Source organism: Natronobacterium haloterrestre, assembly GCF_900112205.1.
In the GTDB taxonomy this organism is placed as follows: Archaea; Halobacteriota; Halobacteria; order Halobacteriales; family Natrialbaceae; genus Natronobacterium; species Natronobacterium haloterrestre.
Genome location: NZ_FOKW01000002.1, coordinates 102,903 through 126,494, shown reverse-complemented (window position 1 = coordinate 126,494; position 23,592 = coordinate 102,903). Strand labels below are relative to the sequence as shown.

Below are 23,592 nucleotides of genomic sequence, written 5' to 3'. Positions count from 1 at the left end.
AGAGCCGCTCGGTCACCGTCGACGCCGAACGCGCTCGAGCAGACTCGACCCGTCGGCGCTCGCCGACCCCGTTTCGGGATCGCGGTCGATGCCGGCGCTGGTGCTGGTGCTGGTACTGGTACTGGTGCTTGCATCCTCGGCGGAAGGGGCGGTTTCGTCGGAATTTTGCTCGGGTTCGTACCCGTCACTCTCACCGTCGCCGGCCTCGTCGCCGGCCTCGTCGTCGGCATCGTCGTCATCACTCCCGTTTCCGTCTCCCGATTTCCGTCCGATCCGTCGCCTGACCCACGCCCGTGGCCCACCGATCTTGTTGACGAAGTACGTCGGGAGATACACGGCGATAGCTCCCAGGAGGAGAAACCCCGTTCCAGAGAGGTACTGGCCCGAATACAGGTGCGAGAGCCCGATGACGAACATCGGCCCGGCCATCGAGAGGCCGGCCGCGGTCTGGAGCATCCAGAGGATTCCGGGTCCCTTCATTCGTTTGCGACGGTCGAGTTCACTCCTCGAACGGCAGTTCCGGCTCGTAGTCGACGGCTTCGATGGCCGCCTCGAGGACCGCCTCGACGTTCTCGCCGGTCTCGATGCTCATCGTGTAGTCGGCGTCCATCTCCTCGAGGTCGGCGTTCCAGACCTCCTCGCGGTCGCTCTTGTTCGCGACCGTCAGCACCGGCACCGACTCGAACTGGTCGACGATCGAGTCCCGAAGCTCGAGCTGGGACTCGACCGGGTAGCCACACTCGCCGCTGGGATCGACCATCACGAGCATGCAGTTCGCGAGGTGTTCGATCGCGCTGACGGCCTGAGATTCGATCTCGTTGCGCTCCTCCGGCGGGCGGTCGAGCAGCCCCGGGGTGTCGACGAGCTGGTAGCGGATGTGATCCTGCTCGACGTGGCCGACGCCGATCCCCTTCGTCGTGAAGGGGTAAGACGCGGTCTCCCCGCGGGCGTTCGTGACGTCGTTGACGAACGACGACTTCCCGACGTTGGGGTAGCCCGCGACGACGATCGTCGGCTCCTCGGGATCGATATCGGGCAGATCCCGGAGGTCGTTGCGCGCCTCGTTGATCCGCAGGAGGTCGTCGTCGACCTGTTCGACGATGTCCGCGAGGCGGGCGAAGGCCTGTTTGCGGTGTTTCCGGGCGGTGTCGACGTCCGTCTTCCGCAGGCGGGGCTGGTACTCCTGGTGGATCTCGCGGGCCTTCCGGCTGGCCCACATCACCTCCGAGAGGCTCTGGCGGAGCTCGTCGACTCCGCCAGACGCTTGCGCGTCTGCCGTACCCTCCGAGCGTGGCTCGGAGACGTCGACGATCGCGTCCGCGAGTTCGTAGTAGAACGGGTGGGCGTCGTACTCGAAGTCCGGCCACGCCGTGACGACGTTCTCGAGGTTGTCCGAGATGATGTTCGCCGCGGTCTGGAGCATCGACTGCTGGGCCTCGAGGCCGCCTTTGGCCTTGCCGGCCCGCGCCGCCCGCGAAAACGCCTTGTCGATCAACTCTTCCGACGTGGGCGTCGTCGGAAGGTCTTCGAAAATCATAGCGTGAACTAGAACGTGCGGTCTTAAAAGGTCGTTCGTTATCCGCCGAGCCCTTATCAGCGCGGCGCACGTACCGTCCGGCATGACTGACTGGCGAGCGGTACTCATCGGCTTCCTCGTCGGGGCCGTGCTCGGACTCGTCGGACTCACGCTCCCCGGGATCGGCCAGCTGGCGGCCGGCCTGGTCGGCGGCTTCGTCGCCGGCTACATCGCGGGCGGTGGCCTCCTGCGCGGTCTCTGGCACGGGCTGCTCGCGGGGGCGTTCGGCGGAATCCTCGCCGGACTGCTGATCGCGCTGTTGGTCGCCGTCGCCGGCTGGGCCGCCGGCCCCGTCGGCGGCATGGTCACCGGCATCGCCGGACTGGGCATCTTCGCCGCAGCAGTCCTGCTCGCGTTCGTGATGGCACTCGAGAGCGCCGTCGCCGGCGCCCTCGGCGGCGTGCTCAACCCGCGTCCCGGCCCGGACCGGACCGGTCGCGGACGGGAACCGTACCGGTAGTCGCGAGCAGTCCTGTGACGCAGGATACAAAAATTGGCTCCCGGAAAAAGTGACTATCCCGGCCGTTCTCGACTAGCACGGAATGTCGCCGGATCTGCCACCGCGGACTCGAGTCGGAAGCGATCCCCCTGGAGAGGGTGACCCTCGGCCCGCCGTCGAGGCGTATCTCGACCGCATCGGGCTCAAACCGGACGCAATCGAAACGCAGGACCTCGAGTCGCTAGAGCGACTCCAGCGCGCCCACGTGCGGTCGGTCCCCTTCGAGAACCTGGACATCGTCGGGGATCCGCGCGGTCGGTGGCCCGAACGGCCGATCGACCTCTCGGTCTCGGCGCTCTACGAGAAGATCGTCGCGTCGAACCGCGGCGGCTACTGTTTCGAGCTCAACGGGCTGTTTCACTGGCTGCTCTCGGAAGTGGGATTCGAGGTCGACCGCGTCGCCGGACGGGTCGTCACCGACGGCGAGCCCTCGCCGCCCGCGAACCACCACGCGAACGTGGTCCATCTGGACCCGGACCGTCGCTACGTCGTCGACGTGGGGATGGGGACCCCGGCGATGCGCCGCCCGACCCCCTTCGACGGCACCGCCCGGACCGACGGGGCCGGGGTCGCGTGGCGCGTCGCCGACTGCGACCGGCCGGGCGAACCCTACCGGACGGAGTACCGCCCGCCGGGCGCGGACGAGTGGGCCACCCGGTACGTCTTCAGCGACGAACCGCGTGACCTGGACTACTTCGCGGCGACCAACGACTACCTCCAGCGGGCGCCGGAATCGCCGTTCACGGGCGATCCGATCGTCTCGATCGCCACCGCCGACGGCCACTTGAAGCTCACCGGCGACACCCTCCTCGAGACGGTCGACGGAGAGGAGCGCAAACGGTCCGTTACCGAGGACGAGTGGTACGCGACGCTGGCGCGGGGGTTCGATCTCCGCCCCGGCGGAGCGTCGGTTTGATCCGAACCGGAGTCGAGGGAACTGTGTCCGAGTAGCGAGTTCGCTCGTCGCGCTCGAACGGCGCGACGGCCCGGAATCAGGCCGACGCCATCTCCCGACAGCTCTCGGCACACGTCGGCAGGATTTCGGCGCAGGCCTGACAGTGATCGTGGTCGTGCTGTTCGCACTCCTCGGCACACTCCTCACAGAGGTCGGCACAGAGTTCGCCCAGTTGCCCGTGATAGCCCGAGTTACGGGCCATGAATCGTGCGTGCAGCGAAGCGATGTCGGCTACGTCCCGGCAGAGCCGGATACACCGGGCCATTCCTTCGCCCTCGTCCGCACAGGCGTCGGCACACCACTCACAGACCTGGGCGGCCTCGAGGCAGTTGTCGATACACTCCTGCATCTGGTCGTCCGCGTGTTCGAGTTCTTGGAGCGCCATCGAGGTCAACGACGTCGTTCGGTACAATGAATCCGTGACGGGCGGTTGCAAGCAGGGCTCCGGGCTCGCTGTTCGTTCGCGGGCCGTCCCGACCGGCGCGGCGAAAACACCGCCGGACTCGAACCGGACCGCGAACACCGACTACCGGCGCGCCTCGAGTTCGGCCTCGAGGTCCTCGAGGTCCATGTCCTTCATCGAGAGCAGGACGAGCAGGTGATAGACGATGTCGGCGGCCTCGTAGGCGATCTCCTCGTGGTCGTCGTCCTTGGCCGCGAGGACGAGTTCGGTCGACTCCTCGCCGAGTTTCTCCAGGACCGCGTTCTCGCCTTTCTCGTGGGTGAAAAGCGAGGCGGTGTAGGAGTCCTCGGGGAGCGTTTCCTTGCGATCCTCGATCACGGCGAACAGGTCTTCGAGCGTATCCTCCATCTACATCTCACCGGAGACGTCGCGGATGTCTTGGAGTTCCTCGAACTTGCTCCTGTCGTCTCGGCCGTTCTCGTATACCTCCTCGGTCACCTCGATGTCGGCGTTCGTCCGGGCGGCAAGCGCCAGCGAATCGCTCGGTCGGGCGTCGACCACCGCCCCCCCGCGGGGCGTCTCGAGGTGGAGGTCGGCGATGTAGGTGCCGCCCTGCCCGTCGTCGCGTTCCTGGATCTCGCTGACGACGACGCGGTCGATCCGGCTCCCGAGTTCCTCCATCACGTCGAGCAACAGGTCGTGGGTCAGCGGGCGACCGATGTCGTCGGCCTCGAGGCCGCGAGCGATGCTGGTCGCCTCCTCGAACCCGATGAAGATGGGAACGACGTCCTCTTCGCCGTCGACTGCGAGAACCACCACCGGAACTGGACCCTGCGGTGTCCCCGCGACGCGGACCGCGTCGATGGTTGCCTGCATATCGCTACCGACGGGTGCAAGGGAGAAAAACGTGTTCGGTCGCGAATGCATGCACGAGGGCGACGGCCGGAGGCCGAACGGAGAGTCGAGAAACTGGGACTGGGGACCGGCGCGGTCCCGTGCGAACGGACCGCAACCTACCGGACGCCCGCCCCGGTCTGGGCTTCTGATTCGGCCTCGGACTCGAGCGTGCCCCCCTCCGGAACCGACGCCGCCTCGTTCTCGAAGAACGCGAGTCCGTGGATCCGACTGTCGGGGGTCAGTTCCGGGTGGAACGCCGTACCGACGACCGGTCCCTGTTTGACGGCGACTGGGCGGTCCTCCCAGGTCGCGAGCACGTCGACGTCGCCGGTGACGTCGTCGATCGCCGGCGCGCGAATGAACACCGCGGGGAACGGGGACTCGTCCTCGTCCCCGTCTCCGTCTCCGTCGCCGTCGCCGTTTTCCCCCACGAGACCCGTCACCTCGAGCGGAGCCTCGAAGCTGTCTTTCTGTCGTCCGAAGGCGTTGCGTTCGACGCTGACGTCGAGCAGGCCGAGTTCGTCGACCCGGTCGTCGCGGGCATCGCTCGAGGCGACGATCAGCCCCGCACAGGTCGCGAGCAGGGGTTTACCGGCCTCGACGTGGTCCCGGATTTCGGGTGCGATCCCCTCCTCGCGGAGCAGCCGCGAGATGGTCGTCGACTCGCCGCCCGGCATGGCCAGCAGGTCACAGTCCGGGACGATACCGGACTCGCGGATCTCGTGGACGGTCACCTCTCGGCCCCGGGATCGCGCAGCGCGTTCGATGGCGGCGGCGTGCTCCTCGACGTCGCCCTGGACGGCGACGACGCCTGCCTCGAGTGTCATGCAGGCCCGTAGGGAGAGTGCGTTCAAAAATGACGCGCATGCGATCGGCGGACTGTCGGCGTCCGAAAACGGCCGCGTCCGCGGTGTCCGGTTCGCTCACCGTCTCCAGAATGTATCGGCGACACGACGGGCGACTCCAGGGCTTCGAGAGGGGAACTCGACGGGAAAGCACACGTAGGGAACGACGGCCCGACCGCTCGAGGGGGGTCTGAGGTCGGAGGCCGAAGGGAGAAACCGGCAGCCAGTCCTCGATCAGGAGACGAACGTCAGCAACTGGACGACGACGCCCAGCATGACGCCGGTCGCGATGACCGTCTTCGGATTAATGAGAATCGCGTTCGAGTCCTCCGAGTCGAAGTACCGGATGAGCCCGGCACTGGACATCAGTCCGCCGGTGTTCTGTCCTCTGTCCATACGCGTTCCTACGCACCACCGGAACTAAATCTTTCGACCCGCGTTCGGGTCGATCGAACGGTTCGACTCTCGGTTACGTCTCCCCGCCAGGTACAATCAAGTGTCCCTCCGCCCAATGAAACCCCAATGGGCGAGTCACTCGACGAGCGCGACGTTCGGATCATGTTCGCCATCGCCGAAGAAGAGTCGTTCAATACGGAGACCATCCACGAGGTGACCGGAATCCCGAAATCGACCGTCCACTACCGCATCCAGAACCTGAAGGAAGCCGGCGTCATCACCAACGACCTGTTCGACATCGACCGCGAGAAGTTCGGCCTCGAGATCACCGTCATCTCGGAGGTGTGGGCCGAATACGACGAAGGATACCACGAGGCCGTCGGCCGAAAGCTCGGCGACATCGAGGGAGTCAACCAGGTGTACTTCACGATGGGCGATACGGATTTCATCGTCATCGCTCGGCTCACCTCGCGTGACATGGTCGAGAAACTCGTCGAGGAGTACGAGTCGATCGACGAGATCAGGCGCACGAGTTCGAAGTTCGCCATCTCGACGATCAAGGAAGACGTCGGGATCAGCATGCTCCAGGACTACGATCCGGAGGTGCTGCTGGCCAGGCAGGGGATCCGCGGCGACGAGACCGAAGAGTCGGACTAACCGCTCGCGTCGTCTGTCGGGCCCCGTTACCGATCGCCGGCCGCCGTCTCGATCGCGTCACAGATCACGTCCGCGCCGATCCGGGCCTGTGTTTCGGTCAGAACGAGCGGCGGGATCAGCCGCAGGACGTTGCCGTGTCTGCCGGCGCTCCAGACGAGTACGCCGTTCTCGTAACAGTTCCGCTGGATTTCTTTCACGAGTTCCTTGTCTGGTTCGCCGTCCGTGACGAACTCGAGGCCGACGAACAGTCCCTTGCCGCGGACGTCCGTCAGTGCGGGCGTCTCGGCAGCGACCTCGCGGAACCGGTCCCGCAGGTAGCTGCCCACTTCGGTCGCGTGCGCGAGCAGGTCGTGCGACTCGATGTACTCGATGGCCCGGATCCCGCCGACCATCGCCGGGACGTTCCCGCGGAACGTGCCGACGTGGCCACCGGGCCCCCAGGTGTCGTGGTCCTCGTGATAGAGCATCGCGCCGATCGGGAGCCCGGTCCCGCCCAGCGCCTTGGCCATCGTGATCGCGTCGGGGGTCACGTCGAAGTGGTCGGCGGCGAACCACTCCCCGGTCCGGCCGAGGCCGGTCTGGATCTCGTCGACGATCAGGAGTGCGTCGTTGTCGTCGGCGATGTCGCGAAGGCCCTCGAGGAACCCCTCGGGCGGGACGACGACGCCGCCCTCGCCCTGGATCGGTTCGACCCAGATCCCCGCGGGCGTCTCGTGGCCGCCGTAGGGGTCCTCGAACTTCCGTTTGACCGCCTCGAGCGCCGTCGATACCGAGACGTCGTCGCCGCTCGCGGAGGGATAGGGTGCGTGGATCGCGTCCGGCAGGAGCGGCCCGTACCCCTCCTTGTACTTCTTGCCGGCGGTGAGGCTGAGCGCGCCGGCGGTCGTCCCGTGGTAGGCCCCCTCGAACGCGAGCAGGCCGTGGCGGCCGGTGTTGTGTTTCGCGAGTTTGATCGAGCCCTCGATCGCGTCGCTGCCGCTTGGCCCGCCGAAGACGACGTTGCTCGCCCCCTGCAGGTCGCCGGGCGCGATTTCGCGCAGGCGCTCGATGAGTTCCAGCCGCGGCTCCGTCGGGAAGTCGATCGTGTGGGTGAAGGATTCGAGTTGGTCCTGGACCGCCTCGAGGACGTACGGGTTGGAGTGGCCGACGTTGAGCACGCCGATCCCGGCGAAGAAGTCGAGGAACGTGTTCCCGTCGGCGTCGCGGACGGTCGCGCCGCGGGCCTCCTCGAGCGCGATCGGGATCCGTCTGGGGTACGCGACCGCGTTACTGTCGATCTCGCGTTGTGTCTCGAGGAGTCGCTCCGAGTTCGGACCCGGGACGTCGTCGACCGACGGTGCGTCCGCGAAGTGGAGTTCGTCCAGTGCTGGGCCTACAGTCATATTGTAATCTTCCCATCGTGAGAGATATATTTTGTCCTGTCACCAAACATCCGATCTATCGTTGACTCAGATCCAAACCGACGGGGAACCGGCGAGCCCCCTCCCCCCAACGTCGGGGTCTCGAAAAACGGGAGGGCGACGCGGGGAGGCGTCAGCGCCGCTGCGGTCACTCTCCCCGCAGTTCGGCGATACGCGTCGTTCCGGTCGCCCGGGAGATGTGGACGTTGAACGCCCGATCGTCGTTTTCCGCGTGGACGATCCAGTAGCCACCCATCTCGTGGGGATCGTCCTCGATGTCGAGGTCGGCGACGTCGATCCCCTCGGCGTCCTCGAGGGCCTCACGGGCGACGTCGACCGCCGTGATGGCGTCGCCGACGGGTTCCTCGTCTTCGTCCGCCCGGGTAACGAGGACGGAACAGTCCGCGTTACGCATCACGTGCTCGGTCACGCTGCCGAGCAGGAGTCGATCGATGCCGCGGCGACCGTGGGTCCCCATGACGGCGACGTCGATCGCGTTGTCGTCGATGTACTCGAGGATGACCTCCCGCGGGTCGCCGTCCTCGACGCTCGTCGTCACGTCGACGGAGTCCGGGGTGCGTTCGGCGACGCCGTCGACCAGTTGTCGACCGTGTTCGCGTACCGATTCGACCGGCTGACTCCCCGAGAGATCCAGGGGCGTCCGCTCGTCGACGTCGGCGGCAAAGAGGACGTGCAGCGTGGCATCGAACCGGTCCGCCAGTTCGATCCCCTGTTCGACCGCCCGCGTGGCGGGATCGCTGCCGTCGGTCGGCACCAGGATGTGTCGGTACATACCGTGAAATTCGACGGACACGTATAAAGAACCGAGGCGAATGATCAGCGAGTGGGAACGAACGCCGGCCGTTGCGACCGCCGATCACGGCGGCCCCTGCTGGCGGTCGTCGCGAGAACCGTGCCGATGCAGCGGCAAACGATCACGACTGGGAAACCCTTATGCGCGGCGGGTAGCTACGTAGCGATGACCGCATGACTGTCACGCTCAAGGACTTCTACGCGGACTGGTGTGGCCCCTGCAAGACCCAGGACCCGATCCTCGAGGAACTCGAGGAGGACTGGGAGGGCCGCTTCGAAGTCGAGAAGGTAAACGTCGACGAACAGCAGGACGTGGCCAACGAGTATCAGGTCCGTTCCCTGCCGACGCTGATCATCGAGAACGACGACGGTATCGTCGAACGCTTCGTCGGCGTCACCCAGCGCGAGGACCTCGAGGACGCGCTCGAAGAAGCCGGCGCGTAAGGTCCCGTTCGTTCCGTTTCTCGGCGCGGACCGTATCGCCGTCCTGACTGCTTGCTGGCTCGGTATGCCGGGTTTCCCGGTCTGTCGTTTCCCTCCTCCAGCGTTTTCGAATGGACGTCGACTCGAGCCGACGGCTCGACCGCAGGGGGGATCCGACGCGGCCGGGTACCGGATCGCGACCGCGATCAGATCCACTTCGCGCCCACGTCCTCCAGGTCGTCGTTGTACCGAGCGATGTTGATGACAAGCGGCGTGACGCTCTCGACCTCCGCCGCGTTCGCGAGCGGGCCGGCGTCGAGCGGGCGCAGCCCCTCGATCTCGTTCGTGAGGTCCCGGACGCGTTTCTTCGCGTCCGCGTCGTCGGCGACCAGCAGCGTATCGAGGTCGAACTCGATCTCGAGGTCGGCCAGTTTGCCGGCCGCGAGGTTGTGGAACGCGCCGACCACCGGGACCCCGTCGGGGGCACGCTGGGCGACCAGTTCCGTCACGCTGCCAGCGCCCGGCGGGTGGTAGTGCATCCCGTCCTCGTCACCCTGCATGCCGACCGCGGGCGTGACCAGGACCGTGTCCTCGTCTACCCTGTCCGCGACCGCGTCGACGGTGTCGCCGACGTGGTAGGGCGGCACCGAGAGCACGACCACGTCCGCCCGGTCGGCTGCCATCTCGTTTGCGAACCCCTTCAGGTCCGCGTCGACGCCGTGCTCGGCGAGAGTCCCCTCGTACTCTTCGACCGCTTCCCGGGCCTTCTCGGGGTCGCGGGAGCCGACGAGGATCTCGTGGTCCGTGTCTCGAGCGAGACGCAGCGCGAGCCCTTCGCCGATATCGCCAGTGCCGCCGAGTAGTGCGATTCGCATAGGGGCCACTGTGTACGGCACCAGAATAAAAGGGAGGGGGTCCGGCCGACCTCGCCGCGACTCGGCCAAACCGCGCCGTCGGATCAGTCACTCACTTAATCAAAACCACGACCGCCGTGAAAATGTGTGTGAGTTAATGGTTTGGGGCACGTCGCCCGAGAGAGGTGGACAGTATGAGCAGGAGAGACGACGTTTTCGACGCGTTAGCGGACCCACAGCGGCGAGAGGTGTTACTCGGCTTACTGAGGCACGATCTGCAGACGGTATCGGAGTTGCCCGACGCGTCGCGGGACGTGGCCGAGGCGAACGAGGCACTTCTCGAGGAGCACCTGTCGGACTCTCGAGATCTGCCGGGGGTGGACGAAGCGCTTCTTCGCCTGCACTGCGTTCACCTCCCGAACCTCGCCGACTACGGCTTCATCGAATGGTATCGGGCTGCTCGCGTCGTCACGAAAGGACCCCGGTTCGACGAACTGCGCCCGTTCCTCGAACGGGTGGCCGATCACCGGGAGGGCCGGCCGGAAACGGTTTCCGCCCTACCGGAAGGGCAGTGGACGACCGATCAGTGACAGGGACGACACGTCCGACGACCTTTCTCGAGAGACGCTACTCGTCGGCGAGTTCGATTCCCCGTGCCACGACGTGAATCAGGACGACGGCGCTCCCCACGGCGAGGACGAACTGCGAGAGCAGCGTGAACACGAGGGCACCGGACGCGACCGCCAGCAGGAACGGGACGGCCGCGATCGCACCGAACACGGCGACGAGTTTTGCGATCGGAACCAGTTCGGCGTTTAGCCGACCGACGTTGAGCGCGCCGCTGTCGTCGAAGAAGGGGCCGGAGGGCGACATGAACGAGCGGTCGCCCGCCCGTCGTATTAGCGTTCCGAACTATCTCGATCCCCGACCAGTCAGGCCACGACTTCGACGGTCACCTCGTCCTCGTCGTCCGCGCCGACGATCCGCACGGGGAACCGCTCGTCCTGCCGGACGGGGTAGGTCTCGAACTCGAGCGTCGCCGAACCCGTCGCGCCGCCCTCGAGCGAGACCGGTTGCGTGTCCACGCGCTCGGGGTCGTGGCCCACGATCAGTTCGAGTTCGTCCTCGCGGTACGTCGATCCCGTGTTCTCGAGGTCGACGATCACCTCGAGGGTGTCGCCCGCCGGCACCGGCGAGTTAGTCCCGCGGATCGAGACCGTCATCCCGTCCGCCGATCGCTCGCGAACCTCGTCGATCACCCACGCCGACTCCGGGCTGGCGACGGTGCCGTCCTCACAGATCACCCACGGGAGGACCCGGCAGGTGTGACAGAGCGAGTCCGTCGTCAGCCGCGCGGTGTCGGTCTCGCCCTCGAGGTCGGTGACGCCGAGGATCGTATCGGCCTGCGTGAGCCACCAGACGACGCGATCCAGCCCGCCGTCCTCGCGGGTCGCCTCGAGTTCGAACTCGACGGACTCGCCTCGCGTGACCGAGACGGTGTCCCCGTCCGGCCGCAGCGGCTCGACCGCCGGGGACGGAAGCCCGTCCTCGGCGACCTCGACCGTCCACCGGGCGGCGTAGGTTTCCTCCTCGTCGTCTGCCGGAACGACGGCCGCGGCCACCTCGTGGGTGCCATCCTCCTCGAACGTCTCCCGGTGGTAGTGGGCGTCCAACTCCCCGTAGTACGCCGCCTCCCACGGGCCCCCGACTGGACTGCCGACGCGCTCGCCGTCGACCCACCAGACGGTCGTCTGCCGTTCGTCGGGCTCGAGGGCCCCGGCCTCGAAGAGCACCTCCGTTGCCTCGCGGATCGAGATTTCCGGGTCAGGGCGCGATGTCGGAAGCTCCGACGCGCCGATCACGCCAACGGTGGTCTCGGCGATGTCGCCCTCGATCGCCACGCCGACCGGGAACTCGTCGTCGGTCGGTACCGGATACGTATAGAAGTCGAACCGGGCTGTCCGCGTCTCGCCGGCCGCGACCGGCATCTCCCGCCGTTCGACGCGTTCGGCGTCGTGGCCGACGAGAAACTCGACCGGCGTTCGGACGTCGGCCGCGCCCCGGTTCGTGATCTCGGCGACGACCCGCAGGCGGTCGCCCGCACCGACCGGCGACGAGGTGTCGGCGATCGAGACCTCGAGGTCCGGACTGGCGCCGGACCCTCGATCGGTCGACTCGAGCGGTTCGAACTCGTCCGAACCGGAGTCGTCTTCGTCTCCGCCTCTACCGTGCTCCCGCCGTCGCCTCCGCGCGAGCGCGCCGGCGACCCCGATACAGACCGCACCACTCGAGGCACCGTACAGCACCCGTCGTCGACTCGGTCCGCTCATAATGAGGGCTTAGCGACGAGTCGCGCAAAAACCGGTCCTACCGTTTCGGGATCCAACGAGCGGTTTCGAGTGAGTGCCGGAGAGAGCGACTGGCGGTGCCGTTCGACGGCGGCTGTACGACGTGGTTACCGTTTTCCGGACGAGAGGAGGTCCGCGAGTCCGTCGCCGGGTACTCAAGGAGCGTCGTCCTCGTCCGGGTTCATCGCCGCGCCGAGTTCTCCCCGGTAGGCGTCGCGGTTCTCGACCTCCCGGATGCGCTGGTCGAGCGTGTCCTCGAGTTCCCGGCGGCGCGTCTCGTCGACGTCCGGATCGCTCCCCAGTGCCTCGAGGTCCTCGCGGGCGCTTCGCAACACAGCGACCGCCTCCTCCGTCTCGAGGTCGGTCGCCCGCTCGAGGCTCCGCTCGACGTCGTCAAGCGTGAGATCGGTCATGGTCGTCCTGGGGCGGCCGGGCGGTTCAAGTGACTGCCGGCGAGCGAAACCTCCGCCGACGAGTTACCGTCCGCCTGGTCCGCACACCGGTCAGAAGCCGTCGAGCCGCGTCTGCCCGCCCTCGCTGCCGTCCGCCCCGGCGAGGTCGGCCGCACGTTCGATCGTCTCCGCGAACGTCTCCTCCTGGCTGCGGTCGTACAGCGTCGCCGCCGGGTGAACACAGATCAGCAGTCGGTACGGCGAGCCCCGGATGCGGACGTCCTCGACCGTTCCCGCCTCCTTCGTGACCGCGACCGAACGGTCCAGCAGGTGCTCGCTGGGCACCTTCCCGAGCGTGACGATCACCTCGGGGTCGAGCCGCTCGATCTCGGTCTCGAGGTATCCTCGGCAGTTCTCGAGTTCCTCCGTGGTCGGGTCGCGGTTCTCCGGCGGGCGACAGCGTACGCAGTTGGTGATCCGAATCGTCTCGCGGTCGAGGCCGGCGATCCGGAGCTGGTCGTCGAGCACGGAGCCGCTACGGCCGACGAACGGCTCGCCCTGCTCGTCCTCCCGTGCGCCCGGCCCCTCGCCGACGAAGAGCACGTCGGCGTCCTCGGGGCCGGTGCCGTTGACGATCCGGCTCCGACAGTCGACGAGTTTCGGACACTGCGTGCACTCGGTGACCCGGAGATCCTCCATCGTTCCCATGGTGGGTGCTCAGCCGAGGGCCACCTACGTTTTTCCGTTTGTCGGGACCGAACGATTGAACCCCCCGTCGCACCCATCCGGGGGTATGCGCCGTCGCCTCCTCGTCGCCACCGTCGTCGTCGCGGCCGTCGCGACCCTCGGTAGCCTCTACTTCGGCGAGATCCGGGGGTATCCGCCCTGCGACCTGTGCTGGTACCAGCGGATCTGTATGTACCCGCTCACGGTCGTCCTCGGCGTCGCCGCCCTCGAGGACCGCACGGGAGCGTGGAGGACCGCCCTCCCCCTCTCGGGGGTCGGCCTCCTCGTCGCGGCGTATCACGTCGCGATCCAGGCGACGGGTTCCTCAGGCGCGACCTGCGGGGTCGGCGGCGGTTGTGGCTCCGTCTACTGGCGTGGGCTCGGCGTCTTCACGATTCCACGGCTGTCGCTGGTCGCGTTCGTCCTCGTGACCGCCGGGCTTCTCGGCGTGGCGGCGCTCGAGCGGCGGTCGGCGTGAGTTGGGCGGCCGGAACGAACCTTAGCCGTCGGACTCGTCCGGCGGCTTCCCCTCGTCGGCGCGGTAGCCGTCCGCCGCCCGCGCCGCGAGGCTGGCCACCCTGACCGGCTCCGGACGGCCACCCTCGGGCGTGAATCCGCGTACGACCTCGTCGACCCGCTCGGCCTCGAGGCCGCTGGCCCGGACGTACACCGTCTCGTCGTTGACCGACAGTTCTCGGCGGGGCGGCAGCGAGCGATACCGCTCGAGACGCCGCTGGCGTTCTTCGCCCGAAAAGGCGTCGCGGATCCCGCTCTCGAGACCGTCGCTCTCCTCGAAGGTGACGGCGATCACGGGCCGGTCGGCGGCCTCGTGGATCCGCGACAGCTCGAGAAGATTGTACCACGCCGGGGCGACGGCACCGAGCAACACGTACCGGACGTCGGGACGGTCCAGATCGGCAAGCAGCGAGACGACCGCGTCGGTCGCGTCGGTGCCGCCGACGGTACAGGAGTCGTAGGCCAGCCCGTCCACGACGCGGTCGGCGCGGACGACGGCGGCGGCGAACGTACTCCGTGCCCCGCCGTCGCGATAGGACTCCGCGACGCCGAGCGCCCGCACCCCGGCTTTCATCGGTATCGCCACCGGAATCGGCGCCGGGACCGAGACCGGCACCGACCGCGGGGGTTAGCTATCACGGTCAGGACTCGTCGTCCTTGATCTCCTTGAGGCGATCCAAGAGTTCGTCGCTGGAAGCTCCGTTCTCGAACTCGATCGTTCCGTTGTGGTCGGTTTCCGATGACTGAACGGCGTCGTCGTCGTCAAAATCAGCGTCGACCTCCTGCTGTTCGGATTCGTCGTAACTCCCGAATCCCATACAGGTAGTAGTACGGGTTTGGAAGTGAAAAATTCCATGGTTGTGTCCATCGGGGTCGCTACCGGTCGCTCAGTGGAAATTCCGCGAACTGGCGGCAACGACGCCAGGATTTTACTCGCGGCCGACGAGACCCCCGATATGGACGTGTACCACGTTACCGACGAGGCCGAGACGTTCACCTGCAACGCCTTCCTGGCGGTCGGCGACACCGTCACGCTCGTCGACGCCGGCGCATACGAAGGCGTCGTCGACGTCATCCGCAGGCACGTCGACGACCTCGATGCGGTCGTCCTGACCCACCAGCACAGCGATCACGTCGCCCAACTCGAGAGCGTCGTCGAGGCCTTCGACCCCGATGTCTACGCCTACGGCGACCATCCGGCACGGACCCACGCGCTCGAGGACGGCGACTCGGTCCGGATCGGCGACGAGGAGTTCGACGTGGTTTACACGCCCGGCCACGCCGACGATCACGTCTCGTTCGTCTCCGAGACGACGCTGTTTTCCGGCGACGTGGTCGTCCACGACGACGGCGCGTTCGACTACGGGAGCTTCGGCCGCACCGACATGGCCGGCCAGTCCCGCGAGCGGCTCATCGAGAGCATTCGGGACCTGCTCGAGCGCATGCCCTCGGGGGACGAGGGAAGCGAGTCCGCCGGCGTCGAACACATGTACGCGGGCCACGGCGAGGTCTTCCACGGGGACGTCCGCGACGTCGTCGAGACCGCCCTCGAGCGCGCGGAACGACGTGAGCCGAAGTACCCCGAAACGGAATGAGTCGACCGTGGCAGCCCTCGTGAACCGACCCCGACGAACCCGCTCGCGTTAGTCGTCGCCGGTCACGGCTTTCGTCTCCCCGGCAGCGTCACGCGTTTGCGCGAACCAGTCGTCGATGTTTTCGGCGACGTAGTCCTTGCCACCCCAGCCGACAGCGATGCCGATCGCTAGCGCGGCGGCAAGGCCGATCGCGTACGCGAACGCCTGGCCGAACGTGTGGAGAATCCCCGCATCGATCGGCATCGTCTCGAGGCCGATAACGAGGACCAGAAAGTACAGGATCGTCTTCGTCGCGCCCGCGAGAACCGGGGCGAAGCCGAGTTGTTCGGTTGCGGGTGAGTGACGAACCTGTTCCGTCCCCCAATTAGCCAGGTAGAAGCCGACAAACAGGACCACGATGCCGATGACGATCGGGGGAACGTACGCCAGCAGATCCTGCCCCCAGGTCGAGACGAGCCACGTCGAGGACATCGCAGTCCGCGCGGCAACCCACTCGATCGCGGCGAACACCCCGACCAACGCGACGTAGTACTTGAGAAAGACTGCAAACGTCCGGGAGACGCCGTCGGACCCATCGGGGAACAGAGCTTCGAAGGGGGTAGCTCGAACGGTTTCGTCGATTTCGACCCGACGGCCGGCATCCGCCACCTTTGGCTGTAGTTTCCGGCCGAGGAACACGCCGAACGAGACGACCAGCACAGCGCCGAATAACGTCGGAACCAAATCGACGAATCCGACGAGATTGGACTCGATCGACGCGCGGATTCTGGTGGCGAGCATCGGTCCCGTCATCGGGAATCGCCCCCTAACTGTCGTCGTTCAGTAGTCCGTGTATCGTCGTTGGTATAACAAACCATATTATATAATTCCAGCCGCTATTTTTATTATTTTTGGTTTGAAGTGACCATTTCAAACTAAGATATTATTCGCACATAGGAGGGAAAAAGCCGACTTCCAACCCGATAGTGAATCGTAGAGAACAGTGAAGCTCCGAGACAGGAACAGTATTCGCCGGCAAAACGACGCCCCGATCTTCTCCGTTTATGCGGAGGCGGCAACCGTGCCCCCTCGCCCGATACGACGGGCTATGGACGGTCTCACGGTGTCACGATTGCGGATGGACGGGGTCCGGATCGCTCCGCCGGGGGAAAGAGATCGGAGAACGACCGGAGAACGCGATTACGCTGCGCGGGGCTCTTTCGCCTTGGGGCGAAGGTTCCCGTAGCCACACTTCCGACAGGAGTCGGCTCGCTTCGGGTTGCGGGCGTTACAGCGCATGCAGATCATCTTCTCGAGCGACCGGTTCTCGGCGGCGTCGAAGCTTGGCATATCGCCCCGTTGGGGGGACGCGCATATAACCGCTGTGATTGTGCGACTACCGGGCAGTCACTCCGCGGTGGTGCCGTCGCCGTCGTTCGCGGTCTCGGTTTCGTCTTCCTCAGCGTCGGCCAGATACTCCTCCTGCACCGCGACGACCTCGCTCGAGTCCGCACACTCGCTGTACCGTCGCAGGGGCTCCTCGTTGAGCGTCAGGAAGGTCTCGCCCCAGCGGAACGGCTCGAGGAGTTCCTCGGCGCGGTCCCGCTCGCCGAAGATACAACAGGCGCCGGCCAGCGCCTCGACGGTGGTCAGCCGGAACGGCCGGCCGTAGTTGATCGGGTTCGCGGCGACGAGGAAGGGCAGGGCGCGATGGACGCCGTTCATCCGGAAGGAGGCCGCCTCCGCGGACTCCCACGAGCAGTCGAGGGCGACCAGCGTGCCGAGCCCCTCCTCGGCGTCGGCCGGCGAGAGCGCCCGGTCGGCGTGGGGGTTGAGGACGACGCCGTAGGGCACCTGCGACATCTTCCGGTAGAGGATCGCCTCGTCGAACTGCTCGAGGCGTCGCGCGGTGCACTTTTCGGGGTCGTCGTCCCCCTCGTAGTAGACGTGACACTCCACGCGGAGTCGTACGGTCGGGGTGGAAAAAAGGCAGTCGATGGGCGGACGCGATCAGCCCGTGGCGGTCACTCGTGGATCCGTTCCCCGCGACCGAGCCGCGTCGCGATCGAGAACGTCTGCTCGGCCTCCCGGCGCGTCGGGAAGTGGGCCGCCATGTACCGGGCCGTCCCGATCAGCGGGATGCGGCGGCGCCGCTCGAGGTCGACGTTCTCCCCGCCGTCCGGCCGCTCCTCGACCAGATCGAACCGCCGGAACGCCGCCTCGACGTTCTGGAGGGTGTGGAAGTCGGCATCCTCGCGCAGCAGCCCGTGTCCGAGCGTCCGCTTCAGGGCCGCCGGATCGCCGCCGCAGTCGAAGAACTCCCCGACCAGCCGACCGGCCCGGTTGACCTCCCCGTCAGTGTCGAACGTCTCGAGCAGTTCTTCGCGGATCGTGTCCGGGTCGCGGCCGGTGTCCTCGCCGGGCTCGGGGACTCGCGCGGGCGGCGTATTGAGGAACCGATCGAGGTAGACGCTTATGGCGGCGTCGAAGACGGCCCGGTAGAGTTCGATCGCGTCGGTCCGGCGGGTCGCCCCCTGGACCGCGTTGGCGTAGGTGAACGTGTGGTGGACGGTGTCCCAGTCGCCGAACTCGTTTCCCGTACCGAACTGCGCGACCCGCGTCGCGGCGGCGTGGGCGACCGCCGCAGCGAGCTCTTCGGTCGTCGCGCCGGCCCGGACCGCGTCGGCGAGCGCGTCGACGATCGCTTCGGGGTCGTCCCCCAGCAGCGTCGCCTGGAAGTCGGCCGGGGGAGACCACGACTCGCCGTCACCCTCGTTCGCCAGTTCTTCGAGCCCGCTCGTCTCGGTGACGTCGCCGCCGTAGACGTCCTCGAGGAGCGCGACCAGGTCGACGGGCTGTCGCCAGGCCGACTGCTCGTCGCTGCGGTCGGCGGTGACGAGCGGTTCGACGAGGCTCGCGAGGGCGTCCGCGGTGTGCTCGGCACCGACGTGATCGAGCGTCTCGAAGGCCGTGTTCGCGAAGTCGAGGACGTGGCCGGTCGAGAGGTAGGGGTGATCCGTCGCGGCCGAAAAAACCAGTTCCGCGAGTTCGGCCTCCGACCGGCCCGACTCGACGGCGGTCCGCAGGCAGCGTTCCGCGCCGTCGGCGTCGCGCAACTCGACGCAGTCCCGGAACCAGGTCTTGAGCCGGTCGAACCCGACGTCGTCGGTCGACAGCGACGGCTGGTCGAAGTTCGGCGTCTCGCCGGCGCAGTCGTTCGCGACGTACCGGACGCCGGTGTAAAGCGCCCGCTTTCGGTCCCGCTCCTCGAGGTCGTCGATCACGTTCGCCATACAGCCGAGGACGGTGAGCCCGCGGCCCCAGCCGGCGTCCCGGTACTGGGTGCCGAACTCGAGGGTCCGTGCGGCCGGCTCGCGGTAGTCGACGCCGGCGTCGAGGAGGCCGATGGTCGACTTCGCGACGACCAGCCGCAGGTTCTCCTCGAGCCCCGTCTCGAGGCGGTCGGTCCAGTGCTCCTCCGGCGGCAGCTCCCGGACCGGGTTCGGGTTCACGTAGACGGTCCCGTCGCGCACCTCGACGGGGTAGGTCTGGACGTCGTCGGCCCACGGGTCGAACGTGTCGCCACAGGAGAGTTCGAACCGGGCGTGGTGCCAGTGGCAGGTGAGGATTCCGTCGTCGACGGTGCCCTCGACGAGCGGGAACCCCATGTGGGGACAGCAGTTGTTCACCGCCCTGACCTCGCCCTCGTGGTGGAAGAGGGCGATCGGTACCCCGTCGACGCTGGTCAGTTTGCGGCCGCTCTCCTCGAGGTCCGCGAGCGGGACGGCCTCGTGGAAGTCGTCGGCTGTTGCCATAGGCTCACACACGACGCGATGTCGTGTAAGCGTTCGCTGAACTCAGTTCCTGTAGAACCGCCGACATACGGTCGACGGGCGAGTACCACGCTTTTGCCCCTCCACCCGAAACCGTCCGGGCATGGACCCGGTTGCCCTCGTTCGGCGGTACTACGACGCGCTCGACGACCACGACTACGACGCCCTCGAGTCGGTCCTCGCGCCCGAGTTCGTCCAGCGCAGACCCGACAGGACCTTCGAGGACCGGACATCGTTCGTCCGGTTCATGCGCGAGGAGCGCCCGAACCCGGACACGCGCCACGCGCTGTGTTCGGTCGTCGCCGACGAGGAGGCGGCAGTCGCCGCCCGCGGCCGCGTACTCGAGCAGGCGGACGGCGAGACGACCGAACTGTTCGAGTTCGCCGACTTCTTCGAACTCGAGGAGGGACGGATCGTCCGCCTCGAGACGTACTCGCGGTGAGACGGCGGGACGGCTCCCCCGGACCCGAGGGCTGGTCGCGGTCGACTCTCTCAAAATGGCGGTAAGACGGGAGGAAGTCCGATCCCTGCGCGTGCGAACCGACCGCCGGTCCGACAGCTACGCGTGGTACCTTCCGGGCGACTACACTCGCGGACAGGGTCCGGAACCGAACAGTACGCCTGGAAAGAACGAAGCCTTATGCTGTTTGTTAACACGAGTCAGCATATGAGGTACGCCATCACTGGCGCGACCGGGTTCATCGGGACCCACCTCGTCGAGCGACTCGTGGACGATGGACACGAGGTGGCTGCGGTCACCCGCGACGAGTCGAACGCCGAGCACCTCCCCGAGTCCGTCACGGTCGTCGAGGGGGACGTCACGGAACGGGAGAGTCTGGGAAACGCGATAGACGGGACCGACGGTGTCTTCCACCTCGCCGCCTGGTACCAGGTCGGGCCGGGCCCGTGGAACGAAGGGAAAGCCGAGCGCGTCAACGTCGAGGGAACGCGGAACGTGCTGGAACTGCTGGACGAGTACGACGTACCGAAAGGCGTCTACGTCAGCACCGCCGGCGTGTACGGCGATACTGGCGGCGAGTACGTCGACGAGTCCTACCGGTCGCCGAACTCGTTTCCCTCGGTGTACCAGCGTACGAAGTGGCGCGCCCACTACGAGGTCGCGGAACCGATGATCGACGACGGGCTCCCGCTCGTAATCGCCACGCTCGGCGCTATCTACGGACCCGGTGACAAGGCATACGGCGGCACACCTCGGACTGCGTTCCGGGGCCACCTCAAACGGGAGCTTCCCATGGTTCCGAACGACTTCACGCTTCCCTGGAGCTACGTCGAGGACACGGCCGCGAACCTGATCCGGGCCATGGACGAGGGATCCCCCGGGGAGGAGTACATACTCGCGGGCGAACCCAGGAGCGTCCCCGAAATGCTCGGGATCGTAGAGGAGTTGACGGGCATTCCAGCACCGCGAGCGGTTCCGAGCGCGGTTTTCGGCGCGTTGAGCCGTGTCGTCTCCGCCGTCGAACTCGTTACCAGGCCCCCCGAGGGGTTCGAAAGCGAGCTGTTGGCGTTCTTCGACAGCGGCGAAGTGCTCGTCGACAACTCGAGAGCCCGACGTGAACTCGGGATCGAACACCGGCCCGTGGAAGACGGCCTCCGTGAATATCTCGACTGGGAGCTGACACAGCTGGGGATGCGATCGGAAATACGCGAACCGGTTTCCCCAGCCCGACGGTCGCCGTGACGGGTGACCGCTTTCGTCGCTGAAACCCGGACGAGTCTCGAGACCGTCCCTCGTCCCGGTCTCCTCGAGCGACGCTCAGGCCGAGCAGTTGTTCGGCCCCATCTCGAGTTCGACCCGCTCCTCCGGTGCGATCTCGAGTGCACCCCGATTGCGGTCGATGATCTCCTCGTAGTTGGCCGGCTTCTCCCCGGCGTCGGCCATCCGCTCGACGAACGCCTCGCGCTCGAGGTCCAGCAGGTCGATCTCCGTCCGGGCGTCCCTGATCGTCGTCGTGATCGGTTCGCCGGGCGAGCCGTGGGCGAACTCCCCCGCCTCGGTGACGGTGACGTGGCCGGGGAGGACGACGACCGACTCGGGTTCGGCGAGGATCGTCCGGTGGAGCGTCTCGTAGAGCATCTTTGCGCCCTCCTCGCCCTCGTCGTCGCTGAACTCGAGTTCCGTCCGCCCAGTCGAGTCGACGTGCAGCGTGTCCGCGGTCAACAGCGCCCGGTCGTCGACAAGGAGGTTGATCGTCTCGGTGGTGTGGCCCGGCGCGGCCAGCGCCTTCACCTCCCGGTCGCCGACCGCGAGCACCTCGTTGCGCTCGAGCGGCGTGAACTCGACCTCGACGTCGCGCTCCGTGGCCCGCTCGCCGAGGTAGTAGGGGACCTCGAGGTCGTCGGCGAGTTCCCGCCCGCCGGATACGTGATCGGCGTGGACGTGGGTGTCGATCACCCCCTCGATCGAGAGGGCGGCCTCCTCCGCGGCGACCGCGAACTCGTCGCCGTCGGCGGTCGGATCGACGACGACCGCCTCGCCCGTGCGTTCACAGCCGACCACGTAGCCGAGACAGCCCTTCGCGCGGCGCTGGACCTGAACGACCGTCAGCCCGTCGTCGACGTCGACGTCGACCCGCGCACGATCGTAGACGCCGCTCCAGCCTTTCATCCCGCCGTCGACGGCCTGGGCGTCGAACTCGTCGGTCGCCGACTCGAGTTGCGTCGCCAGGTTGCCGGACGAGAGCCCTTTCGCGCAGATGGCGATCACCCGGTCGGCGTCCCCGACGACCTCGCGCAGGTCCTCGAGTTGCCCGTCCTCGTCGAGGTCCTCCTCCGGGCCGAACTGGAAGTGTCTGGCCCCGGGAACGCGCCAGGCCTCGTAACTCTCCGCCGGGCGCGTATCGACGAGCGCGAACTCCTCGTCCCCGTCGATCAACTCCGCGAGCCGGTCGGGGGAGATGGTCGTGACCATACCGCTCGTACGACGCCGACGGACGTAAACGTCGTCGCGCAGCCGCCGGCAGTATAAATTAGGCGAACATGTTCGTCCGCGATTCTCGGCCGCTCGGAACATCTCCTGAGCGGCGAGAATTACGATCTCCGTTCAAGTATACGACCGTCCTACCTTCACCTGTAAGAGGTGACAGACGATGTCCACTACAACTCCAAACCGGCTCGAAAGCCGCTACGGCGGGATCACCCTCACCGGCGAACCGCACGCCCTGAGCGCGTGGTTCGTGGTCGCACTGCGGTTCGTGATGGGCGGGATGATCCTGTTTGCGGGCCTGGGGAAGGTCTCCGACTGGCCGTTCGACGCCAGTGGCTACCTCGCCCACGTCGACCCCGCGAGCCCCGTGAGCGGGCTCTACGGCGCGATGGCCGCCAACCCCGCGCTGATGGAGGTCATCAACGTCGTCGTGCCCGCGACGCAGTTGCTGATCGGCGTCGCGCTGATCGCCGGCGCGTTCGTCCGCCTGGCCGCACTCGGCGGCGCGATACAGATGACCGCCTTCTACCTCGGCGGCTGGGAAGGCGAGTGGCTCGCGCTGTTCGACTCGACGCTGATCTACGCCGTCGCGTTCCTCGCGCTCGGCGCCTTCGCTGCCGGCCGCATCGCCGGCCTCGACGCCTACCTCGAGCGCATCCAGGTCGGCGGCGAGAAGCTGATCGACCGCTACCCCAAGCTCCGCTATCTCCTGGGCTGAGCCGTGCGACGGCGTAGCCCGGGATCGACGGAGTCCCGCTCCGCTTTCCTCCTCACGCGCTTTCGCTTTCGAGCGTTTCCGCACGTTCTCCCGTGTCCCTCCCGATATCGTCGTGACGGCTCGAGCATCGACTCGGTCGCGGTCGGATCGGGGAAGCTTTCATCCCGTCGCCTGCTAGTACTCGGATATGAACGTCCGAGTCCGACCGGACTCGATCCGGACGGGAGCCGGAACCGGAACCGGAGCCGGAGCCGGGGGTGACCGTCGTGCTCGATGAAGTCGACGAACTGCTCGACGACATCGGGTTCGAACCCGAATCGAGCGTCCTCACGTATCGACAGGCCCAGGTGCTGGCCCTGCGCGAACGAGACATCTCGCAGGCCGACATCGCCGACGAGCTGGGTACCTCGCGTGCGAACGTCTCCTCGATCGAGGCCAGTGCCCGCGAAAACCTCGAGAAGGCCCGCGAAACCGTCGCGTTCGCGGAGGCGCTTCGCGCGCCGGTCCGTGTCCGCGTCCCGGAGGGGACCGACCTCTACGACGTGCCGAACCGCGTCTACGAGGCCTGCGACGAGGCCGGCGTCAAGGTCGACTACACCGCACCCGACCTGATGAAGGCCGTCAGCGACGCCGCCGGCGCGGCGATCACGGGCCGGGAGGTCTCGACCCCGCTGATCGTCGGCGTGACTTCGGACGGGATGGTCCGGGTCCGTCACCAGGAGTAGGCTCGACCGCCAACGGCCGTCCACGAGCGCCCGCGACCACCACGAGCACCGCGGCCGTCGCAGGGTCGAAACTATGCGTCTCGCCGTGGTCGATC

General features: G+C 67.0%; 32 protein-coding genes. 11 read left to right on the top strand and 21 right to left on the bottom strand.

Annotation, left to right across the window (positions count from 1 at the left end; translation table 11 throughout):
* Positions 1 to 12 precede the first annotated feature (12 nt).
* Together BM113_RS04695 and BM113_RS04690 are read right to left on the bottom strand one after the other, a co-directional pair.
* A complete protein-coding gene (locus BM113_RS04695; protein WP_089785810.1) occupies positions 13 to 480 on the bottom strand; it encodes a hypothetical protein in 468 nt (155 codons plus the stop codon).
* 19 nt (positions 481 to 499) lie between these two features.
* The gene (locus BM113_RS04690) at positions 500 to 1,537 is read right to left on the bottom strand and encodes an NOG1 family protein (protein ID WP_089785808.1); all 1,038 of its coding nucleotides are present in this window, start codon (positions 1,535 to 1,537) and stop codon (positions 500 to 502) included.
* 82 nt (positions 1,538 to 1,619) lie between these two features.
* Between BM113_RS04690 and BM113_RS04685 the strand changes: the two genes are divergently transcribed.
* Together BM113_RS04685 and BM113_RS04680 are read left to right on the top strand one after the other, a co-directional pair.
* Positions 1,620 to 2,036 (top strand): DUF5518 domain-containing protein, encoded by a 417-nt coding sequence (locus tag BM113_RS04685; protein ID WP_089785806.1) that lies wholly within the window; start codon positions 1,620 to 1,622, stop codon positions 2,034 to 2,036.
* Between the two features lie 82 nt (positions 2,037 to 2,118).
* A complete protein-coding gene (locus tag BM113_RS04680) occupies positions 2,119 to 2,991 on the top strand; it encodes an arylamine N-acetyltransferase family protein (RefSeq protein WP_089785804.1) in 873 nt (290 codons plus the stop codon).
* A gap of 76 nt (positions 2,992 to 3,067) precedes the next feature.
* Here BM113_RS04680 and BM113_RS04675 read toward each other — a convergent pair whose 3' ends face one another.
* From BM113_RS04675 to BM113_RS04655, 5 genes are all read right to left on the bottom strand, one after another.
* Positions 3,068 to 3,415 carry a four-helix bundle copper-binding protein gene (locus BM113_RS04675; protein ID WP_089786443.1) on the bottom strand — a complete coding sequence of 116 codons (348 nt, stop codon included), beginning with the start codon at positions 3,413 to 3,415 and terminating at the stop codon, positions 3,068 to 3,070.
* A gap of 141 nt (positions 3,416 to 3,556) precedes the next feature.
* Positions 3,557 to 3,841, bottom strand: coding sequence for a phosphoribosyl-ATP diphosphatase (gene hisE / locus BM113_RS04670; RefSeq protein ID WP_089785803.1), 285 nt, complete (start codon positions 3,839 to 3,841; stop codon positions 3,557 to 3,559).
* Positions 3,842 to 4,309 carry a bifunctional nuclease family protein gene (locus BM113_RS04665; RefSeq protein ID WP_089785801.1) on the bottom strand — a complete coding sequence of 156 codons (468 nt, stop codon included), beginning with the start codon at positions 4,307 to 4,309 and terminating at the stop codon, positions 3,842 to 3,844.
* Between the two features lie 137 nt (positions 4,310 to 4,446).
* Entirely contained in the window at positions 4,447 to 5,157 is a 711-nt protein-coding gene (gene pdxT, locus BM113_RS04660) for a pyridoxal 5'-phosphate synthase glutaminase subunit PdxT (RefSeq protein WP_089785799.1), read from the bottom strand.
* Positions 5,158 to 5,409: 252 nt separating this feature from the next.
* Entirely contained in the window at positions 5,410 to 5,571 is a 162-nt protein-coding gene (locus BM113_RS04655) for a preprotein translocase subunit Sec61beta (RefSeq protein WP_007140285.1), read from the bottom strand.
* Between the two features lie 126 nt (positions 5,572 to 5,697).
* Here BM113_RS04655 and BM113_RS04650 point away from each other — a divergent pair, with 126 nt between their 5' ends.
* Positions 5,698 to 6,228 (top strand): Lrp/AsnC family transcriptional regulator, encoded by a 531-nt coding sequence (locus tag BM113_RS04650; RefSeq protein WP_089785797.1) that lies wholly within the window; start codon positions 5,698 to 5,700, stop codon positions 6,226 to 6,228.
* A 26-nt stretch (positions 6,229 to 6,254) separates the two neighbouring features.
* Here BM113_RS04650 and BM113_RS04645 read toward each other — a convergent pair whose 3' ends face one another.
* Both BM113_RS04645 and BM113_RS04640 read right to left on the bottom strand, forming a co-directional pair.
* Positions 6,255 to 7,610, bottom strand: coding sequence for an aspartate aminotransferase family protein (locus BM113_RS04645; RefSeq protein ID WP_089785795.1), 1,356 nt, complete (start codon positions 7,608 to 7,610; stop codon positions 6,255 to 6,257).
* A 166-nt stretch (positions 7,611 to 7,776) separates the two neighbouring features.
* Positions 7,777 to 8,421, bottom strand: a complete 645-nt coding sequence (locus tag BM113_RS04640; RefSeq protein ID WP_089785793.1) for a universal stress protein — start codon at positions 8,419 to 8,421, stop codon at positions 7,777 to 7,779.
* 194 nt (positions 8,422 to 8,615) lie between these two features.
* On the opposite strand from BM113_RS04640, the gene BM113_RS04635 reads away from it, so the two are divergent.
* The gene (locus tag BM113_RS04635; protein ID WP_006673733.1) at positions 8,616 to 8,885 is read left to right on the top strand and encodes a thioredoxin family protein; all 270 of its coding nucleotides are present in this window, start codon (positions 8,616 to 8,618) and stop codon (positions 8,883 to 8,885) included.
* Positions 8,886 to 9,070: 185 nt separating this feature from the next.
* Here the strand turns inward: BM113_RS04635 and npdG are convergent, their stop codons facing one another.
* The gene (gene npdG / locus BM113_RS04630; protein ID WP_089785790.1) at positions 9,071 to 9,739 is read right to left on the bottom strand and encodes an NADPH-dependent F420 reductase; all 669 of its coding nucleotides are present in this window, start codon (positions 9,737 to 9,739) and stop codon (positions 9,071 to 9,073) included.
* A 173-nt stretch (positions 9,740 to 9,912) separates the two neighbouring features.
* Between npdG and BM113_RS04625 the strand changes: the two genes are divergently transcribed.
* On the top strand, positions 9,913 to 10,308 hold the full coding sequence (locus BM113_RS04625; protein ID WP_089785788.1) for a DUF7344 domain-containing protein: 396 nt from the start codon (positions 9,913 to 9,915) through the stop codon (positions 10,306 to 10,308).
* Between the two features lie 37 nt (positions 10,309 to 10,345).
* Here the strand turns inward: BM113_RS04625 and BM113_RS04620 are convergent, their stop codons facing one another.
* The 4 genes from BM113_RS04620 to BM113_RS04605 all read right to left on the bottom strand — a co-directional run bounded on the left by BM113_RS04620 (position 10,346) and on the right by BM113_RS04605 (position 13,166).
* Positions 10,346 to 10,591: a hypothetical protein gene (locus tag BM113_RS04620; protein WP_089785786.1), complete on the bottom strand. Its 246-nt coding sequence runs from the start codon at positions 10,589 to 10,591 to the stop codon at positions 10,346 to 10,348.
* A gap of 59 nt (positions 10,592 to 10,650) precedes the next feature.
* The gene (locus BM113_RS04615; RefSeq protein ID WP_177209099.1) at positions 10,651 to 12,048 is read right to left on the bottom strand and encodes a hypothetical protein; all 1,398 of its coding nucleotides are present in this window, start codon (positions 12,046 to 12,048) and stop codon (positions 10,651 to 10,653) included.
* A gap of 173 nt (positions 12,049 to 12,221) precedes the next feature.
* On the bottom strand, positions 12,222 to 12,479 hold the full coding sequence (locus BM113_RS04610; protein ID WP_089785782.1) for a hypothetical protein: 258 nt from the start codon (positions 12,477 to 12,479) through the stop codon (positions 12,222 to 12,224).
* Between the two features lie 90 nt (positions 12,480 to 12,569).
* On the bottom strand, positions 12,570 to 13,166 hold the full coding sequence (locus tag BM113_RS04605; protein WP_089785780.1) for a uracil-DNA glycosylase: 597 nt from the start codon (positions 13,164 to 13,166) through the stop codon (positions 12,570 to 12,572).
* Positions 13,167 to 13,251: 85 nt separating this feature from the next.
* Here BM113_RS04605 and BM113_RS04600 point away from each other — a divergent pair, with 85 nt between their 5' ends.
* A complete protein-coding gene (locus tag BM113_RS04600; RefSeq protein WP_089785778.1) occupies positions 13,252 to 13,662 on the top strand; it encodes a disulfide bond formation protein B in 411 nt (136 codons plus the stop codon).
* A gap of 21 nt (positions 13,663 to 13,683) precedes the next feature.
* On the opposite strand, the gene BM113_RS04595 is transcribed toward BM113_RS04600, so the two are convergent.
* Positions 13,684 to 14,274, bottom strand: coding sequence for an endonuclease dU (locus BM113_RS04595; RefSeq protein WP_089785776.1), 591 nt, complete (start codon positions 14,272 to 14,274; stop codon positions 13,684 to 13,686).
* A gap of 67 nt (positions 14,275 to 14,341) precedes the next feature.
* Complete coding sequence (locus BM113_RS04590) at positions 14,342 to 14,518, bottom strand: DUF5786 family protein (protein ID WP_007140297.1); 177 nt, start codon at positions 14,516 to 14,518, stop codon at positions 14,342 to 14,344.
* A gap of 138 nt (positions 14,519 to 14,656) precedes the next feature.
* Between BM113_RS04590 and BM113_RS04585 the strand changes: the two genes are divergently transcribed.
* Positions 14,657 to 15,295, top strand: coding sequence for an MBL fold metallo-hydrolase (locus BM113_RS04585; RefSeq protein WP_089785774.1), 639 nt, complete (start codon positions 14,657 to 14,659; stop codon positions 15,293 to 15,295).
* Positions 15,296 to 15,343: 48 nt separating this feature from the next.
* On the opposite strand, the gene BM113_RS04580 is transcribed toward BM113_RS04585, so the two are convergent.
* From BM113_RS04580 to BM113_RS04565, 4 genes are all read right to left on the bottom strand, one after another.
* A complete protein-coding gene (locus BM113_RS04580) occupies positions 15,344 to 16,087 on the bottom strand; it encodes a hypothetical protein (RefSeq protein ID WP_089785772.1) in 744 nt (247 codons plus the stop codon).
* 387 nt (positions 16,088 to 16,474) lie between these two features.
* Positions 16,475 to 16,624 carry a 50S ribosomal protein L40e gene (locus BM113_RS04575; protein ID WP_007140299.1) on the bottom strand — a complete coding sequence of 50 codons (150 nt, stop codon included), beginning with the start codon at positions 16,622 to 16,624 and terminating at the stop codon, positions 16,475 to 16,477.
* 57 nt (positions 16,625 to 16,681) lie between these two features.
* The gene (locus BM113_RS04570; RefSeq protein ID WP_089785771.1) at positions 16,682 to 17,233 is read right to left on the bottom strand and encodes a DUF367 family protein; all 552 of its coding nucleotides are present in this window, start codon (positions 17,231 to 17,233) and stop codon (positions 16,682 to 16,684) included.
* A 65-nt stretch (positions 17,234 to 17,298) separates the two neighbouring features.
* A complete protein-coding gene (locus BM113_RS04565) occupies positions 17,299 to 19,089 on the bottom strand; it encodes a Rieske (2Fe-2S) protein (protein WP_089785769.1) in 1,791 nt (596 codons plus the stop codon).
* A gap of 121 nt (positions 19,090 to 19,210) precedes the next feature.
* Here BM113_RS04565 and BM113_RS04560 point away from each other — a divergent pair, with 121 nt between their 5' ends.
* The gene (locus BM113_RS04560; RefSeq protein ID WP_089785767.1) at positions 19,211 to 19,549 is read left to right on the top strand and encodes a nuclear transport factor 2 family protein; all 339 of its coding nucleotides are present in this window, start codon (positions 19,211 to 19,213) and stop codon (positions 19,547 to 19,549) included.
* A 225-nt stretch (positions 19,550 to 19,774) separates the two neighbouring features.
* Positions 19,775 to 20,809: an NAD-dependent epimerase/dehydratase family protein gene (locus BM113_RS04555; protein ID WP_089785765.1), complete on the top strand. Its 1,035-nt coding sequence runs from the start codon at positions 19,775 to 19,777 to the stop codon at positions 20,807 to 20,809.
* Between the two features lie 75 nt (positions 20,810 to 20,884).
* On the opposite strand, the gene BM113_RS04550 is transcribed toward BM113_RS04555, so the two are convergent.
* Positions 20,885 to 22,039 carry an MBL fold metallo-hydrolase gene (locus tag BM113_RS04550; protein ID WP_089785763.1) on the bottom strand — a complete coding sequence of 385 codons (1,155 nt, stop codon included), beginning with the start codon at positions 22,037 to 22,039 and terminating at the stop codon, positions 20,885 to 20,887.
* A 178-nt stretch (positions 22,040 to 22,217) separates the two neighbouring features.
* Here BM113_RS04550 and BM113_RS04545 point away from each other — a divergent pair, with 178 nt between their 5' ends.
* The gene (locus tag BM113_RS04545; RefSeq protein ID WP_089785761.1) at positions 22,218 to 22,772 is read left to right on the top strand and encodes a DoxX family protein; all 555 of its coding nucleotides are present in this window, start codon (positions 22,218 to 22,220) and stop codon (positions 22,770 to 22,772) included.
* A 266-nt stretch (positions 22,773 to 23,038) separates the two neighbouring features.
* Positions 23,039 to 23,497, top strand: a complete 459-nt coding sequence (locus BM113_RS04540) for a Tfx family DNA-binding protein (protein WP_089786441.1) — start codon at positions 23,039 to 23,041, stop codon at positions 23,495 to 23,497.
* The last annotated feature ends 95 nt before the right edge of the window (positions 23,498 to 23,592 follow it).

Bases quoted from the DNA above. Each gene is read 5' to 3' on its own strand.
- BM113_RS04685 (WP_089785806.1), top strand. From the start codon at position 1,620: ATGACTGACTGGCGAGCGGTACTCATCGGCTTCCTCGTCGGGGCCGTG.
- BM113_RS04575 (WP_007140299.1), bottom strand. From the start codon at position 16,624: ATGCCAAGCTTCGACGCCGCCGAGAACCGGTCGCTCGAGAAGATGATC.
- npdG (WP_089785790.1), bottom strand. From the start codon at position 9,739: ATGCGAATCGCACTACTCGGCGGCACTGGCGATATCGGCGAAGGGCTC.
- BM113_RS04690 (WP_089785808.1), bottom strand. From the start codon at position 1,537: ATGATTTTCGAAGACCTTCCGACGACGCCCACGTCGGAAGAGTTGATC.
- BM113_RS04650 (WP_089785797.1), top strand. From the start codon at position 5,698: ATGGGCGAGTCACTCGACGAGCGCGACGTTCGGATCATGTTCGCCATC.
- BM113_RS04595 (WP_089785776.1), bottom strand. From the start codon at position 14,274: ATGAAAGCCGGGGTGCGGGCGCTCGGCGTCGCGGAGTCCTATCGCGAC.
- BM113_RS04550 (WP_089785763.1), bottom strand. From the start codon at position 22,039: ATGGTCACGACCATCTCCCCCGACCGGCTCGCGGAGTTGATCGACGGG.
- BM113_RS04640 (WP_089785793.1), bottom strand. From the start codon at position 8,421: ATGTACCGACACATCCTGGTGCCGACCGACGGCAGCGATCCCGCCACG.
- BM113_RS04600 (WP_089785778.1), top strand. From the start codon at position 13,252: ATGCGCCGTCGCCTCCTCGTCGCCACCGTCGTCGTCGCGGCCGTCGCG.
- BM113_RS04580 (WP_089785772.1), bottom strand. From the start codon at position 16,087: ATGACGGGACCGATGCTCGCCACCAGAATCCGCGCGTCGATCGAGTCC.
- BM113_RS04605 (WP_089785780.1), bottom strand. From the start codon at position 13,166: ATGGGAACGATGGAGGATCTCCGGGTCACCGAGTGCACGCAGTGTCCG.
- BM113_RS04680 (WP_089785804.1), top strand. From the start codon at position 2,119: ATGTCGCCGGATCTGCCACCGCGGACTCGAGTCGGAAGCGATCCCCCT.
- pdxT (WP_089785799.1), bottom strand. From the start codon at position 5,157: ATGACACTCGAGGCAGGCGTCGTCGCCGTCCAGGGCGACGTCGAGGAG.
- BM113_RS04695 (WP_089785810.1), bottom strand. From the start codon at position 480: ATGAAGGGACCCGGAATCCTCTGGATGCTCCAGACCGCGGCCGGCCTC.
- BM113_RS04665 (WP_089785801.1), bottom strand. From the start codon at position 4,309: ATGCAGGCAACCATCGACGCGGTCCGCGTCGCGGGGACACCGCAGGGT.
- BM113_RS04655 (WP_007140285.1), bottom strand. From the start codon at position 5,571: ATGGACAGAGGACAGAACACCGGCGGACTGATGTCCAGTGCCGGGCTC.
- BM113_RS04615 (WP_177209099.1), bottom strand. From the start codon at position 12,048: ATGAGCGGACCGAGTCGACGACGGGTGCTGTACGGTGCCTCGAGTGGT.
- BM113_RS04645 (WP_089785795.1), bottom strand. From the start codon at position 7,610: ATGACTGTAGGCCCAGCACTGGACGAACTCCACTTCGCGGACGCACCG.
- BM113_RS04675 (WP_089786443.1), bottom strand. From the start codon at position 3,415: ATGGCGCTCCAAGAACTCGAACACGCGGACGACCAGATGCAGGAGTGT.
- BM113_RS04585 (WP_089785774.1), top strand. From the start codon at position 14,657: ATGGACGTGTACCACGTTACCGACGAGGCCGAGACGTTCACCTGCAAC.
- BM113_RS04545 (WP_089785761.1), top strand. From the start codon at position 22,218: ATGTCCACTACAACTCCAAACCGGCTCGAAAGCCGCTACGGCGGGATC.
- BM113_RS04565 (WP_089785769.1), bottom strand. From the start codon at position 19,089: ATGGCAACAGCCGACGACTTCCACGAGGCCGTCCCGCTCGCGGACCTC.
- BM113_RS04590 (WP_007140297.1), bottom strand. From the start codon at position 14,518: ATGGGATTCGGGAGTTACGACGAATCCGAACAGCAGGAGGTCGACGCT.
- BM113_RS04620 (WP_089785786.1), bottom strand. From the start codon at position 10,591: ATGTCGCCCTCCGGCCCCTTCTTCGACGACAGCGGCGCGCTCAACGTC.
- BM113_RS04610 (WP_089785782.1), bottom strand. From the start codon at position 12,479: ATGACCGATCTCACGCTTGACGACGTCGAGCGGAGCCTCGAGCGGGCG.
- hisE (WP_089785803.1), bottom strand. From the start codon at position 3,841: ATGGAGGATACGCTCGAAGACCTGTTCGCCGTGATCGAGGATCGCAAG.
- BM113_RS04560 (WP_089785767.1), top strand. From the start codon at position 19,211: ATGGACCCGGTTGCCCTCGTTCGGCGGTACTACGACGCGCTCGACGAC.
- BM113_RS04625 (WP_089785788.1), top strand. From the start codon at position 9,913: ATGAGCAGGAGAGACGACGTTTTCGACGCGTTAGCGGACCCACAGCGG.
- BM113_RS04555 (WP_089785765.1), top strand. From the start codon at position 19,775: ATGAGGTACGCCATCACTGGCGCGACCGGGTTCATCGGGACCCACCTC.
- BM113_RS04635 (WP_006673733.1), top strand. From the start codon at position 8,616: ATGACTGTCACGCTCAAGGACTTCTACGCGGACTGGTGTGGCCCCTGC.